The following is a 13,398-nucleotide window of genomic DNA, read 5'->3' on the forward strand; positions in this document are numbered from 1 at the left end:
GAACGGCTATGAAAGGTATTATTCTTGCAGGCGGTTCAGGCACTCGCCTTTACCCCATCACCCGCGGCGTGTCGAAACAGCTATTACCTATTTATGATAAACCAATGATTTATTATCCGATCTCGGTGCTGATGCTCGCCGGGATTCGCGATATTCTGATCATCTCCACCCCGGAGGATCTGCCTTCGTTCCGGCGCCTGTTGGGCGATGGGCAGCGTTTTGGTATCAAACTCAGCTATGCGGTACAGCCGAGTCCGGATGGATTGGCGCAGGCCTTTTTGATTGGCGAAGAGTTCATTAACGGCGAGCGCTGTGCGTTGGTCCTGGGCGATAATATTTACTTTGGTCAGAGTTTCGGCAAAAAGTTGGAAAGCGTTGCTGCACAGGAGGAAGGCGCGACGGTATTCGGCTACCAAGTGATGGATCCTGAGCGTTTCGGGGTGGTGGAGTTTGATCAGAACTTTAGGGCGTTATCGCTGGAAGAAAAACCACCGGTGCCAAAATCGAACTGGGCCGTTACCGGGCTCTATTTCTACGACCGCCATGTTGTTGAATTGGCTAAGCAGGTAAAACCTTCGGCCCGCGGCGAATTGGAAATCACCACGCTGAATCAAATGTATCTGGAACGCGGGGCATTGAACGTTGAAATCCTGGGGCGCGGTTTTGCTTGGCTGGATACCGGCACGCACGATAGCCTGATTGAAGCCGCCCAGTTCATCCATACTATCGAGCATCGTCAAGGCTTTAAAGTCGCCTGTCTGGAAGAGATCGCCTACAGAAAGGGGTGGCTCAGTACAGAACAGGTGGCGCAAGAGGCAAAATTATTGAGTAAGACCCAATACGGTCAATACTTAGCGCAACTGTTGGTGGAGAAGTAAAATGCAAGTGAGCGATACCCGAATTCATGGCGTCAAAATCGTCCAGCCTAAAGTGTTTGGCGATGCACGCGGTTTCTTTTTGGAAACGTTCGAAAAGAAACGTTACCAAGAGGCGCTGGATATAGAGTTCGAGTTTGTCCAGGACAACCATTCGCGCTCTTCAAGAGGAGTGCTGCGTGGCTTGCATTTTCAAACGGTAAACCCTCAGGGAAAGCTGGTGCGCGTCGTTCGCGGTGAAGTGTTTGATGTCGTCGTTGATATTCGTAAAGACTCGCCTAGCTACGGTGCCTGGGAGGGCGTCGTGCTTTCCGAAGAGAACAAGACTCAATTCTGGATCCCGCCAGGTTTGGCACATGGCTTCGTCGTGCTCTCGGATATCGCTGATTTTGAATATAAATGTACGGATTATTACAATGCCGCGCATGAAGGATGCCTGCTGTGGAACGATCCTGATGTCGGTATTGAGTGGCCTCTCGACAATCCACTGTTATCTGAAAAAGATAAACAGGGCAATTTTTTCAAAGCGTTGAAGTAAATTAATCGAGAAGATTGACGTTGAGAAGTGGGTCTTACAGGGTTGATCATATTTTTAATAACCACCGTAAGTTATTCTACGGAACTGGCATACATAATAGAGAGAAAGTATGACAATTTTAGTTACCGGTGGCGCCGGTTACATTGGTTCTCACACCGTTTTATCTCTGCTGGAACGTGGCGAAGACGTGGTGGTGTTGGACAATCTGTCGAACTCATCTGCAGAGTCTTTGCACCGCGTGGAGAAACTGGCGGGAAAGGCCGCGCTGTTCTATCAGGGAGACGTGCAGGATGCCGAATGCCTGCATCGCATCTTTGGCGCGCATGAGATCACTGCTGTCATCCACTTCGCTGGCCTTAAGGCCGTCGGGGAGTCGACGCGCAAACCGCTGGAGTATTATCAGAACAATGTCACCGGCACGTTGGTACTGTTGGATGCTATGCGTCAGGCCGGCGTACATGATTTCATTTTCAGCTCCTCTGCTACCGTATATGGGGCCAATTCGCCGGTGCCCTATGTCGAGACGACACCGATCGGCGGGACAACCAGCCCTTATGGCACATCCAAGTTGATGGTGGAACTGATCCTGCAGGATTTTGCCAAAGCAGAACCGCAATTCTCGATCATTGCTTTGCGTTACTTCAATCCGGTAGGGGCTCACGAATCCGGCCTGATTGGCGAAGATCCTAATGGTATTCCCAATAATTTGTTGCCGTACATCTCGCAGGTGGCGATCGGCAAACTGGAAAAACTGGGCATTTTCGGTGGGGATTATCCGACTAAAGATGGGACGGGAGAGCGTGATTACATCCATGTAATGGATCTGGCTGAAGGTCATCTGAAGGCAATGGATCATCTGCCGAAGCTCAACGGATTTAAGGCCTATAACCTGGGCGCTGGCATAGGGCACTCAGTGTTAGCAATGGTTCATGCATTTGAGAAAGCATCAGGCGTAACAATTCCCTATCAAATCTTGCCGCGCCGCGACGGTGATCTACCCGCGTTCTGGGCGGATGCAGAGCTGGCTTATCGAGAGCTGGGATGGAAAGTGACCCGGGGTCTCGATGACATGATGCGCGATACCTGGAACTGGCAAAGTAAAAATCCGCATGGCTATCGCTAATCTTTACTGAGATATCTTGATAGTGACAACTAGTTATGGGGGGGTAATTAGGGACGGGACGAGAAGCAATGAGGGCATAAAGATTTTTTTGCCCTCATGTCAAATTTGGCCTAACCTAAATATGCCCTCATGTTAAGGTGGGGCACTAAAATTGGATTTCTCTCTATATAACCAGCAAGTTATAAAGTGAGGCTGGCGTTATTTTTTAAGCCAATTTCTATTTACTATTTATTCCCATGAGCTCTTTGCTTTATGAGCCTAATTTTAGGCTCGGGCATTCGGTAGGTTGATTATGCAATCCGACGCGGGAGTGAATGACTACTCGATAACCCGTTGTTATCTAAAAAGACACCCTGGGTAAGTTTTACAGAGCGATAAAATAAGCGATATCAGAACGCCGGGCAGGTCAGCGGCTTGCCTTCCGGTTCGAATAAGATGAAACGTTGGCAGCCACTAAGTTTTAGGGCGTGAGTGTCGGGGCTTGTGAAGTAAAGATCTAAGTGAGATGCCACAGTGATGTCCGATGTGTTGAGCAAAGACCGTTGTCATGCTCGACGAACCCCCTGTTGGCATACCTGGTTAACCCATTCAGTATTTCTGCAAGATGTAAGCCACTTTCTGAGTTCGACGTGCTGAAACGTTCACGAGATTTTCAACGGTCGAACAATCAGCAAATTCCTAGATTATATGAATATTTCTTAAACAATCACTTTAAGGTAATGGCGAGAAGGCAGATAATCTGAGGGTCTTTTCGGATAGATGGTGATATCATATGGGCCGAGTTTTTTTGCAGAATGTGCTTTGGTTATCGCGCTTTATGTCGGGTCAAAAAGTGTGGTTTAGCATCTGTTAAGCTAGCCTTGTTTAAGCTGCAAAGATAAATCGCGAGACGGTACGGTCAGCTATTGGTTGCTGTAAGCCAAGGGCGGTAGCATTTCATAATGAAAGTGGTCTTTGTAACTACTTGATATTACTTAATATTTATTCTCTTCATCAATGTGGTTTGTGACCCTTTCAGGGCTCTAACAAGCAGTCCGCTGTCTCTGACGGCAGCATACGCGTTGTCAACGTGTTACAGGTTTAGCATCGCAATAACCTGATCGACAAGCGGGGCACTTCGGTGGTCCATTCAAGCTGTGGTTAATGTTAAGATATTTTAATGATAGATTTATGTCTAGTGAGCTATTGGATTAGTAAAAATGAATGTTATTTCGAGTAAAATTGCAGGTGTCAAAACAATCCTCCCAAAAGTATTCGGCGATGCACGGGGATTCTTTTTAGAAACATTCGAGAAAAAACGTTACCAAGAGATGCTCGATATTGACCTGGATTTTGTTCAGGATAATCATTCACGCTCTTCGAAAGGGGTGTTACGAGGCCTACATTTCCAGACGCGGAACCCACAGGGAAAACTGGTCCGTGTCGTGCGCGGCGAGGTTTTTGACGTCGCTGTCGACATTCGTCCCGACTCGCCGACATTTGGTCAGTGGGAAGGTGTCATCCTGTCTGAAGAAAACAAAACTCAGTTTTGGGTACCGCCTGGCTTGGCGCACGGTTTTGTCGTTCTGTCAGATATCGCCGATTTTGAATACAAATGTACGGACTATTACGATCCTTCTTCAGAAGGTTGTCTGCTTTGGAATGATCCGACTGTGGGTATCGAATGGCCTCTTGAGGCGCCCCTGCTGTCAGATAAAGATAAAGTGGGAAAATTCCTAATGGATCTTCAGCAGAGCAAATAATACTTTATTGCGTCGTGATTCGCGGCAATATCAATGTCACAGTGAGCAAATTTATCAGGTCATGATGATGAAAATTTTGATAGTGGGTAGTGCGGGGCAGGTGGGTAAAGAACTGGTTCTGCGAGCGCCAAAAACGTGGGAGGTTTTAGCACTTGATCGTCAAGCGCTTGACATCACTTGCATGGAGCAGGTAGAAAAAGTCGTTAATTCATTTTCCCCCCACGTGATTATCAATGCCGCTGCCTATACTGCCGTTGATCGTGCAGAGATGGATAGCGATCAGGCCTACATGATAAATCGTGACGGTGTTGCGAATCTGGCCCGTGCTTCTCAAGCATGTAATTCAAAGTTGTTACATATATCAACGGATTACGTTTTCCAGGGGGAGCAGCAAGCTGCCTATTGCGAACGGGATGAAACGGGGCCTACAGGTGTTTATGGTGCCAGTAAGCTTGCCGGCGAAATTGCGGCCGCAGCGGCCTGCCCGCAACATATCATTTTGCGAACTGCCTGGGTATTTGGTACACATGGTGGCAATTTCGTGAAGACGATGATTCGTCTTGCACAGGATAGAACGGAACTCAACGTAGTTGGCGATCAATTTGGTGGGCCAACCTATGCGGGCGATATTGCGGAAGCTTTATTGCTCATCGCCGGGAAAGTTTGCGATAAAAGCTTCGCTGATTGGGGGGTCTACCACTTTACTGGAACCCCTTATATCAATTGGGCGGGATTTGCTGACCAAATCATGCAACGGGCGCATGCGCGCGGCCTCACTCCTCATCTGACTAAAATCAACCCGATCCCAAGCAGTGATTATCCAACACCTGCCAAAAGGCCAGCCAACTCCATGCTCAACTGCAAAAAAATCCACGAAGTCTTTGGCATCGCACCAAGCGATTGGCAGACAGCATTAAATGACATAGTCAGTTATGCTGCGAAGGGATGAGATAATGCCTGAGTGGCGAAGCGTTACAGATAGAAAAATTAAATAGGTTTTTTGATGCAAAATTCGTTTAGCTCATCACCGCGGGAGATTGCAGCGACTTTCTTCCGGCACCATAAACTAATTTTTAACTTGACGAAACGAGAAGTTACTGGGCGCTATAAGGGGTCTCTGTTTGGCATCTTATGGTCTTTTTTCAACCCTATCTTCATGCTCGTCGTCTATACATTCGTTTTTAGCTTTATATTTAATGCACGCTGGAGTGTAGAAAGTACATCAAAAGCTGAGTTTGCGTTAGTTTTGTTCGCTGGACTTATTGTGTTTAACTTTTTCAGTGAATGTGCGATTAAAGCACCAGGAACAATATTATCTAATGTCAACTATGTTAAGAAGGTAATATTTCCGCTAGAGATATTACCGATCGTCAATGCAACCTCCGCATTATTTCATGCTTGCATCAGCATTATCGTATGGCTGATTTTTTATCTGATAGAGGTTGGTTTACCACACGCCACGGTATTGTTATTCCCAATATTTATTCTCCCCTTATTCATTTTTGTGCTCGGTGTCGGTTGGTTACTGTCTGCGTTAGGTGTTTTTTTGCGGGATGTCGGGCAAATGATCTCTATTTTCGTGACTGCTTTGATGTTTTTATCTCCTATATTCTATCCAATAACTGCAATCCCAGAGAAATATAGACCGCTCTTGAATATTAACCCACTGGCCCCAGCGATTTCTCAGTTTAGAGAAATTTTTTATTGGGGTACAGTTCCTTCACTGAGCGTGTACGTTAGCTATCTTGTTGGTTGTACAGTATTCGCATGGTTTGGGTTCGTTGTTTTCCAAAAAACAAGAAAGGGATTTGCTGATGTCCTCTGATAACGTTGCCATAAGCATTCAGGACATAAAAAAATGTTTTTATGTCTACAATAACCCTCATGACAGACTGAAACAGTTCATTTTGCCAAGAATAAATCATATGTTCGGGCGTGAACAGAGTAGCTACTACAAAGAATTTTGGGCATTGAAAGGTGTCACCTTTGAGGTTAACAAAGGGGAAACCGTTGGTTTGATTGGTAAAAATGGCAGCGGAAAGTCGACATTACTACAAATCATTTGCGGTACCTTGACGCCGACTAGCGGTGCAATAAGTACGAAAGGGCGTATTGCCGCTCTATTGGAACTCGGTTCTGGCTTTAACCCGGAGTTTACCGGGCTAGAGAATATTTTCCTCAATGCGGCGATCTTGGGCCTTAGCAAAGAAGAAACCGAGCGTAAGTTAGATGCAATCGCTGCCTTTGCGGATATCGGTGAGTTTATCCATCAGCCAGTAAAAACCTATTCCAGCGGAATGGTAGTGCGATTAGCCTTCGCTGTTCAGGCTCAGGTGGATCCAGATATCTTGATTGTCGATGAGGCATTGGCTGTGGGGGATGCCAAGTTTCAGGCAAAATGTTTTGATCGTCTACGCCAGTTAAAAGATAACGGAACCAGCATTCTTTTGGTGACGCATTCTGGTGAACAAATCGTCACTCACTGCGATCGCGCTGTGTTATTGAACTCCGGTGAAAAACTGTATCAGGGAACGCCGAAGATTGCAGTCAATAAATACATGGATATTCTTTTTGGCAAGAGTCAGCCAACTGCTCAGAATGGAGTAATAACTTCCTCTGCTGGAAGCTCGGTTGAAACTCACGCGGTTACGAGTGAAACGCTTAATTTAGAATGCGACAAGTTCAGCGATAAAAGCAATTATAATAAGAATGAGTATCGTTGGGGAGACGGCGCAGCGACTTGGCTTGATTACCAGGTTTGTGTTGGAGAACGATTGAATCCAACGACAATTTACTCCGCTGAAAAAGTAAAGATTAGATGCTCGATGTGTTTTGAACGGGATGTTCATAATCCTATTATTGGTTTTGCCATTAAGACGAAAGAAGGTCAAACTGTTTATAATACTAACTCCCATCTTTTGAATAATGAGAACACCTTAAAACATGGGGCTGCGGGGAGCTCTTCCGTCGTTGAATTCGAATTTTCAAATAAGTTAGGTGCAGGGGATTATTTTATTTCTCTCGGCATTGCTTCAATGATGAGTAACGAGGTCATTCCGCATGATCGAAGATATGATGTCATTCACTTTTTGGTGCCCACCGTTGATTCTTTTTCGGGTATCGCAGATTTAGAGTTGAATTTTGACATTAACCCACCTTCCGGTAGATAACTATGCTTTTAGATAAAAATATTTATGCTTTTCGTGAAAACACGGGCATTTGGGCAAAGCCAGATTATGCGGGTATCCCCTATAGTGATGGGGATACGCAGGAAAATTTGTTATTGAGCATTATTCAAAATACTCAAGATCGAAGTGTATCTTCCGCTGAGCTCAAAGCTCAATGCACAGATTGGGTAACGACCTACCATTTTTCTAGCTTGCGTTCAAATTTGTTACGGCCACTAAAATCTATCCTGCAGCCTGGTACTAAGATTTTGGAAGTCGGTGCAGGGTGCGGAGCCATCACGCGGTTTTTAGGCGAAATGGGATGCGAGGTAGTCGCATTAGAGGGAAGCTTGCGACGCGCCGCGATCGCCAGAACCAGGACTGAAGGCCTGGACAATGTTACCGTAGTCAGCGAAAGATTTGATGATTTCGAGAGTGATGTGCTCTTTGATGTGATCACTTTGATTGGCGTGCTCGAATATTCTAACCTATTCAGTCAAGGTGAAGATAGTGCAGTGAGCATGCTTGAAAAAATTAAAAAGCGCCTTAAACCAGGCGGAAAGTTGATCATTGCAATTGAGAATCAGCTTGGCTTGAAATATTTCTCCGGCGCGCGAGAAGATCACCTGGGTCAGGCGATGTATGGTATCGAAGGGCGCTATACGAAAGAACAGGCAGAAACTTTTGGGCACCACATCCTGAAGCAGAAGCTCGTAAGCATTGGTTTGCAGGCGATAGAAACGTTGCTGCCGTTCCCTGATTATAAACTGCCTGTTTCCGTTGTGACGTCTAACGGTGCTAGTGATCCCAATTTCGATGCATCCGTTTTTGCTGCGCAATCTGTACGTGCTGATATGCAATTGCCGGAGAAGTTAAACTTTGTGCTCGAGCTGGCTTGGCCAATTGTTTTCAAAAACAATTTAGCTTGCGAACTCAGCAACTCTTTCTTGCTGGTGGCAAGTGATGAGTCGAGTGAACTTATCGATAAGGACTTGCTTGCTATTCATTATGGCAGCGAACGCTACTCGCCGTTTTATAAAGAAACAGTATTCAGCAAAGATGAGAATGAGGAAATTAAGGTTAAACGCCATTTGCTGAGCCCCGGAGTGGCGATTGAAAATGATTTTGTTGATTTTAAATTAGATGGGTTTGAAAAATATATTAAAGGCGTTCCTCTACCCATAGAGTTCATCAAGATTGTGACGACGCCTGGGTGGGATATTGAGCAAGTTGCCGGCTATTTTCGCTATTACATCGAATGTCTGGAAGTGTGTTTAAAAGGCGAAGGAATACATTTTGAAGAGTTTAGCCAGCACACTGTTCTACCGTCGACTTATTTGGATGCGATTCCTTCAAATATATTGATAGATGCCGAGAGGCAGCCACGCTACTTTGAACGAGAGTGGTTGGCGAAAAAAGGGATTACGCTGGGTAATCTGACATTCAGAGCGGCGTTATCATTGCTCGGAAAAATATCCTCTTTCTCGCCGCCGGCCAATGGACGTTCATTAACTCGTGGAGAGTTTATTAAGCAACTCTTCGAGGCTTTGTCATTCTCTGCCGATAGTTCACTCTTTGAGCAATATCTGGTTCTTGAATCAGAGTTGCAGGTTTTCTCATCGGGATCGGATAAACATAAGCTTGATACCTGGTATCCTGAGCATGTGTTGCCTGGCTTACATGCATTGGAGCAAGCTGAAAGCCAGGAGGCTGAGCGCGTTGAAACCGAATCTGCATTGGAAGAACAGCGCCGAGCCTACGGCGAATTGTTGAAATCCAAAGATTATGCCGAGAAATTGGCATTTGAACGTATGGACGAGATAGAAACGTTAAAACTAGAATTAAATAATATTAAGTCCGGCATCTTTTGGCGGATCTCAAGACTATTCAGAGGCAAGAGGAATTGATATGAGCAGTGAGACGCTTCATTGGTCAATTGACTCGATGGTCAAAAGAGGGACAACGGTCTTCAGTTATGGCTGGATATTTAGCAAAACCAAAAGTATTAAGCGGCTCGCATTACTCCAGGTTGATGAAAGTGGTATATTATCTAGCATTAACATTGACTATGGTAAAAGCCGAGAGGATGTAGGTTCCTATTTTTCTGAATTCGAGCAAGCTGCTCATTCGGGGTATATTGTTTATGGCTCATTCAGTACATCCGTGGCACAGCATCGCTTAAAACTGCTTTGCACCTACGAGGACGGTACGACGGATAGCATTGATGTGCCAGAAAGCCATTATATCCACGCCGGCAATGATAATAACGAAGCGGCTATAAATAAAAAAATTGTTTTAAAGCAAATGTATGTGCTCGTCAAACGTGCTTTGATGTTACTTAAAGGTGGGAATATCTCCCTGCTTTATAATAAAATAAAACGATATAAGCGCCATGACCCCACTACAGGGTTAAATGTCGCGAGCGATATTTCTAAAATTTTAAATCCGAAAGAACGAGAGAAGGTTATCTTTTTCCTGGATCATGATCTGGGCGGGGGCGCTAATCATTATAGAAACAGGCTGATACAAGATAAGCTCGGAGATGGGTTCTCTGCACTGGTTCTTGCATTCAATATAAGAACACTGTCTTATAAATTGATTGTCAAAAGTGAGCGCGCCGAGGGGCATTATAAAATTCCGGATGAAGGGTTTGTTTTTGAACTTTTGAATTATGTGAAAATTCAGGAGATCGTCTATAATACCGGGGTTTCATTTGTAAACCCTGAAACCATCCCGAGTTTTTTGCTCGATCTGAAGCTTAAAACCAATGCTACACTGACGACATTGGCTCACGATCTTTTCCCTATTTGTCCTTCGCATTTTCTGATCGATGACAAAGGAAAGTATTGTGATGTTCCTGATCCTCAAGTTTGCCATTCATGCTTAAAAAATAACACGTACGGATTTACAACATTATTTGAATCTGGAGATATTAATGAGTGGCGCGATCAGTGGGGCGGATTGATTATCGCTTCAGATAAATTTATTACTTTTTCTCAAAATACGTTGGATATTTATCGGCGTGTTTACCATCAAATACAACCAGAAAAAACGGTGGTCGCTCCACACGTTGTGAGCTATATGCCTAGAAAGGCTGAAGTTCAGCAAAAAGAGAGATTACGCATTGGTGTCGTAGGGCAAATTGGGTATCACAAAGGGGCTGAGTTTGTTAAAGAGTTAGCCCTCGAAATCAAGAAAACGGGTAGTCCGGTGGATATTGTCATTATCGGCGCTATTGAAGCCTCGTGTCCATCAGATATCGTCACTCAGACAGGTCCTTATAAGCAGAGTGAGTTGCCAGATTTGCTTGAAGATAAAGGGGTGAATGTTATTTTATTCCCTTCGATCTGGCCTGAGACGTTTTCCTACGTCGTACAGGAAATGGTTGAGCTTGGTTATCCCGTCGCTTGCTTTAATCTGGGAGCGCCTGCTGAACGACTTAAGAATTATCCAAACGGTTTGATTTTGTCCTCAATGTCTGCTGGCAACGTCTTGCAAGAGTTGATAAAATTCCACCGAAAAATTTATACAATCCAATGAGGCAGGTATGTCTGAGATTCATGTTTTTACTAGCGCAGCGTTTAACTATATTCCGAAAGTGAGAATGCTGTTTCAGTCTATTCGTAAATATCACCCTGAATGGACAATTCACCTCGCCTTGGCCGATGAGAAACGGCCTGAAATTGATCTTAGCAATGAACCGTTTGACGAAGTCGTCTCAGTTTCTGAATTAGACATCCCGGATTGGAAAGGTTGGGCATACTGCCACACCATCGTGGAATTGGCGACGGCGATTAAACCTTTTATGCTGGCACGGTTGCTGCAACTGCCTGGTTGTAAAAAGGTTATCTATCTTGATCCCGATACGGTGGTCTTTTCTCGCCTCGATGACATTCTGGAGGCATTGGACTCTGCAAATGTCGTGCTGACACCACACCAGACAAAACCTGAAACGTCTCTATCCGCTGTGATGGATAACGAGATCTGCAGTCTGAAGCATGGCGTGTATAATCTGGGTTTCTGCGCCGTAGCGGCAACCGATGTCGGCCTCTCTTTTGCAAAATGGTGGGGAGAGCGCATTTATCATTTCTGCCGTGCAGACATTCCAAACGGCCTGTTTACCGACCAACGTTGGATCGATCTGGTCCCTGCCTTCTTCAACGACGTGGCGATCATGCGTTCCAGCCGCCACAACGTGGCCACCTGGAATTTAACAACTCGCGATTTTACCGTTGACGAGAAAGGAAATTACTTTGTTGATGGTGAACCGTTAGGCTTCTACCACTTCACAGGCTTCGACAGCGGCGCTCATCGAATCATGGCTTCTAAAAATGCCGGGGATAATTCTGATGTGCACAAACTGATTGATTGGTATGACGATCAGACGAAGAATCTTGCGCAGGATCCTTTAGCCAAAGTGGTGTGGGCTTACGGCCTGCATTCCGATGGCTCTGCCATTTCAAAGGCGCAGCGCCTGGTTTACCGTGAGCGTATTGATTTGCAAAAAGCTTTTCCTACGCCGTTTGATGCGAATACCTATAATCAGTGGTGGCTGCAACAAGGTCCAAAAGAATACCCTGAGTTGTTCGATAATAGCAGTAAAGATGATGCATTGCGTCAGTTCAGCACGGTGCTCACCCCTGGATTCCGCGGTGGCAATGCTGAGTTTGATAAAGATCGTTTTGTTGGCATTATTAAGCGTTCGCTTTCCAATCCCCGCACTGGCGTCACAATGGGTAAGAAAGGTTGGGAAGTATTAAAGAATGAAGGCATCAAAGGTATTAAGCGTCGCTTTCTGAACTAAATTCGTCCTGTTTCTCGCTGTAAGCCCTGTACATAGTTATGTGCGGGGCTTTTTAACGTAGTTCATATCTAAAATCACCGTTGAGGTTTTAAATATGAACTTTTTAGCACGTAGGTTAGCGGTGAACGATGAAAATAATATTTTCAATGTTTAGCCTGGTGTTGAAGCGTACTGCTTTATGATGAAGAATTTGTTGGCAGATTCAACTGTGACATGGATTCATCTTAAAACTCTTCAGGAAGTTTATGTTTCCCCTGACTGTACTTTAAACCTTGGTATGTTAAGTGAAAATAATTGCATCTCTTGTATTGTACCGACATGAATATCAATCTGTTCAGAAGACATTGGCTTCTCTTCTTGCAGAGGAAAGTATTTCTAAACTGGTCATTGTTGACAATGGCAGTTATTGCGATTGGCTTCTAAATTTAAATGAGCCAAAGCTCGAGATTATTCGAACGAAAGATAATGCGGGGTTTGGTGCTGGCCATAATGCTGTTTTTGAAAGGTTTAAAAATCTTGCCGATTATTTTTTAATTTGCAATCCAGATATTGCCTTTGAGAAGGGGGAGGTAGATAAGCTCTACCGATTCAGTCAAGTGGAAGCCTTGGGGTTGGCTATCCCTAAAATCGTCTATCCAGATGGACGGTTACAGCATGGTTGTAAATTGTTACCCTCGCCTTATCAACTTTTTGCTCGTCGATTTGTGTCTCGTTTCTCGCGATCTTTGAATCAGCGGTATGAATTGCATTGTGCAGACTACACTAAGTCTTTCTTTGCGCCGTCTCTTTCCGGTTGTTTTATGTTAGTGAGTAATCAGGCTATTCAGGATGTCGGGTATTTTGATACTCGCTTCTTTTTGTATCTTGAAGATGTCGATCTTTCTCGTAGAATTTGCTTGAAACATAAGACACGTTATTTCCCTGAATCCCTGGTAATTCACGAGTCTCAGCGTCGTTCTTATCAAGACAAGCGTTTTCTTGTATACCATATAATTTCAGCAATAAAGTATTTTAATAAATGGGGATGGTTTTTCGACCGGGATAAAGAATTCCTTAACCAGAGTTGCCTGAGCCAATTGCCAAAACAAAAATAGCTTAATCAGGGAATGGGAATAAAATAAGTCAAAATTTAACCATGACTTTCCAAGC

The 13,398-nt window shown here is 44.7% G+C and carries 11 protein-coding genes; all 11 read left to right on the top strand.

Annotated features, from left to right (window positions below; translation table 11 throughout):
- Positions 1-8: 8 nt before the first annotated feature.
- The 11 genes from rfbA to AWX27_RS24485 all read left to right on the top strand — a co-directional run bounded on the left by rfbA (position 9) and on the right by AWX27_RS24485 (position 13,343).
- Positions 9-878 (top strand): glucose-1-phosphate thymidylyltransferase RfbA, encoded by an 870-nt coding sequence (gene rfbA / locus AWX27_RS09790; protein ID WP_060421496.1) that lies wholly within the window; start codon positions 9-11, stop codon positions 876-878.
- A 1-nt stretch (position 879) separates the two neighbouring features.
- Complete coding sequence (gene rfbC, locus AWX27_RS09795; RefSeq protein ID WP_060421499.1) at positions 880-1,413, top strand: dTDP-4-dehydrorhamnose 3,5-epimerase; 534 nt, start codon at positions 880-882, stop codon at positions 1,411-1,413.
- Positions 1,414-1,522: 109 nt separating this feature from the next.
- On the top strand, positions 1,523-2,536 hold the full coding sequence (gene galE, locus AWX27_RS09800; RefSeq protein WP_060421503.1) for a UDP-glucose 4-epimerase GalE: 1,014 nt from the start codon (positions 1,523-1,525) through the stop codon (positions 2,534-2,536).
- Positions 2,537-3,735: 1,199 nt separating this feature from the next.
- Positions 3,736-4,278 (top strand): dTDP-4-dehydrorhamnose 3,5-epimerase, encoded by a 543-nt coding sequence (rfbC, locus tag AWX27_RS09805; protein WP_060421505.1) that lies wholly within the window; start codon positions 3,736-3,738, stop codon positions 4,276-4,278.
- A gap of 61 nt (positions 4,279-4,339) precedes the next feature.
- Entirely contained in the window at positions 4,340-5,227 is an 888-nt protein-coding gene (gene rfbD / locus AWX27_RS09810; protein ID WP_230200975.1) for a dTDP-4-dehydrorhamnose reductase, read from the top strand.
- 54 nt (positions 5,228-5,281) lie between these two features.
- On the top strand, positions 5,282-6,103 hold the full coding sequence (locus AWX27_RS24480; protein ID WP_072265451.1) for an ABC transporter permease: 822 nt from the start codon (positions 5,282-5,284) through the stop codon (positions 6,101-6,103).
- Positions 6,093-7,448 (top strand): ABC transporter ATP-binding protein, encoded by a 1,356-nt coding sequence (locus tag AWX27_RS09815; RefSeq protein WP_060421508.1) that lies wholly within the window; start codon positions 6,093-6,095, stop codon positions 7,446-7,448. The genes AWX27_RS24480 and AWX27_RS09815 overlap by 11 nt, the downstream gene beginning before the upstream one ends.
- Positions 7,449-7,450: 2 nt before the next feature.
- Positions 7,451-9,352 (top strand): class I SAM-dependent methyltransferase, encoded by a 1,902-nt coding sequence (locus AWX27_RS09820; protein WP_072265449.1) that lies wholly within the window; start codon positions 7,451-7,453, stop codon positions 9,350-9,352.
- 1 nt (position 9,353) lies between these two features.
- The gene (locus AWX27_RS09825; RefSeq protein WP_060421515.1) at positions 9,354-10,985 is read left to right on the top strand and encodes a glycosyltransferase; all 1,632 of its coding nucleotides are present in this window, start codon (positions 9,354-9,356) and stop codon (positions 10,983-10,985) included.
- 7 nt (positions 10,986-10,992) lie between these two features.
- Positions 10,993-12,249 (top strand): glycosyltransferase, encoded by a 1,257-nt coding sequence (locus AWX27_RS09830; protein WP_060421518.1) that lies wholly within the window; start codon positions 10,993-10,995, stop codon positions 12,247-12,249.
- A 284-nt stretch (positions 12,250-12,533) separates the two neighbouring features.
- The gene (locus AWX27_RS24485; RefSeq protein WP_072265448.1) at positions 12,534-13,343 is read left to right on the top strand and encodes a glycosyltransferase family 2 protein; all 810 of its coding nucleotides are present in this window, start codon (positions 12,534-12,536) and stop codon (positions 13,341-13,343) included.
- Positions 13,344-13,398: the final 55 nt, after the last annotated feature.

This window comes from Serratia sp. 2880STDY5682894, assembly GCF_001537385.1.
Classification (GTDB): Bacteria; Pseudomonadota; Gammaproteobacteria; order Enterobacterales; family Enterobacteriaceae; genus Serratia; species Serratia nevei.

Bases quoted from the DNA above. Each gene is read 5' to 3' on its own strand.
- rfbD (WP_230200975.1), top strand. From the start codon at position 4,340: ATGATGATGAAAATTTTGATAGTGGGTAGTGCGGGGCAGGTGGGTAAA.
- rfbC (WP_060421499.1), top strand. From the start codon at position 880: ATGCAAGTGAGCGATACCCGAATTCATGGCGTCAAAATCGTCCAGCCT.
- rfbC (WP_060421505.1), top strand. From the start codon at position 3,736: ATGAATGTTATTTCGAGTAAAATTGCAGGTGTCAAAACAATCCTCCCA.
- rfbA (WP_060421496.1), top strand. From the start codon at position 9: ATGAAAGGTATTATTCTTGCAGGCGGTTCAGGCACTCGCCTTTACCCC.
- galE (WP_060421503.1), top strand. From the start codon at position 1,523: ATGACAATTTTAGTTACCGGTGGCGCCGGTTACATTGGTTCTCACACC.
- AWX27_RS09825 (WP_060421515.1), top strand. From the start codon at position 9,354: ATGAGCAGTGAGACGCTTCATTGGTCAATTGACTCGATGGTCAAAAGA.
- AWX27_RS09830 (WP_060421518.1), top strand. From the start codon at position 10,993: ATGTCTGAGATTCATGTTTTTACTAGCGCAGCGTTTAACTATATTCCG.
- AWX27_RS24480 (WP_072265451.1), top strand. From the start codon at position 5,282: ATGCAAAATTCGTTTAGCTCATCACCGCGGGAGATTGCAGCGACTTTC.
- AWX27_RS09815 (WP_060421508.1), top strand. From the start codon at position 6,093: ATGTCCTCTGATAACGTTGCCATAAGCATTCAGGACATAAAAAAATGT.
- AWX27_RS09820 (WP_072265449.1), top strand. From the start codon at position 7,451: ATGCTTTTAGATAAAAATATTTATGCTTTTCGTGAAAACACGGGCATT.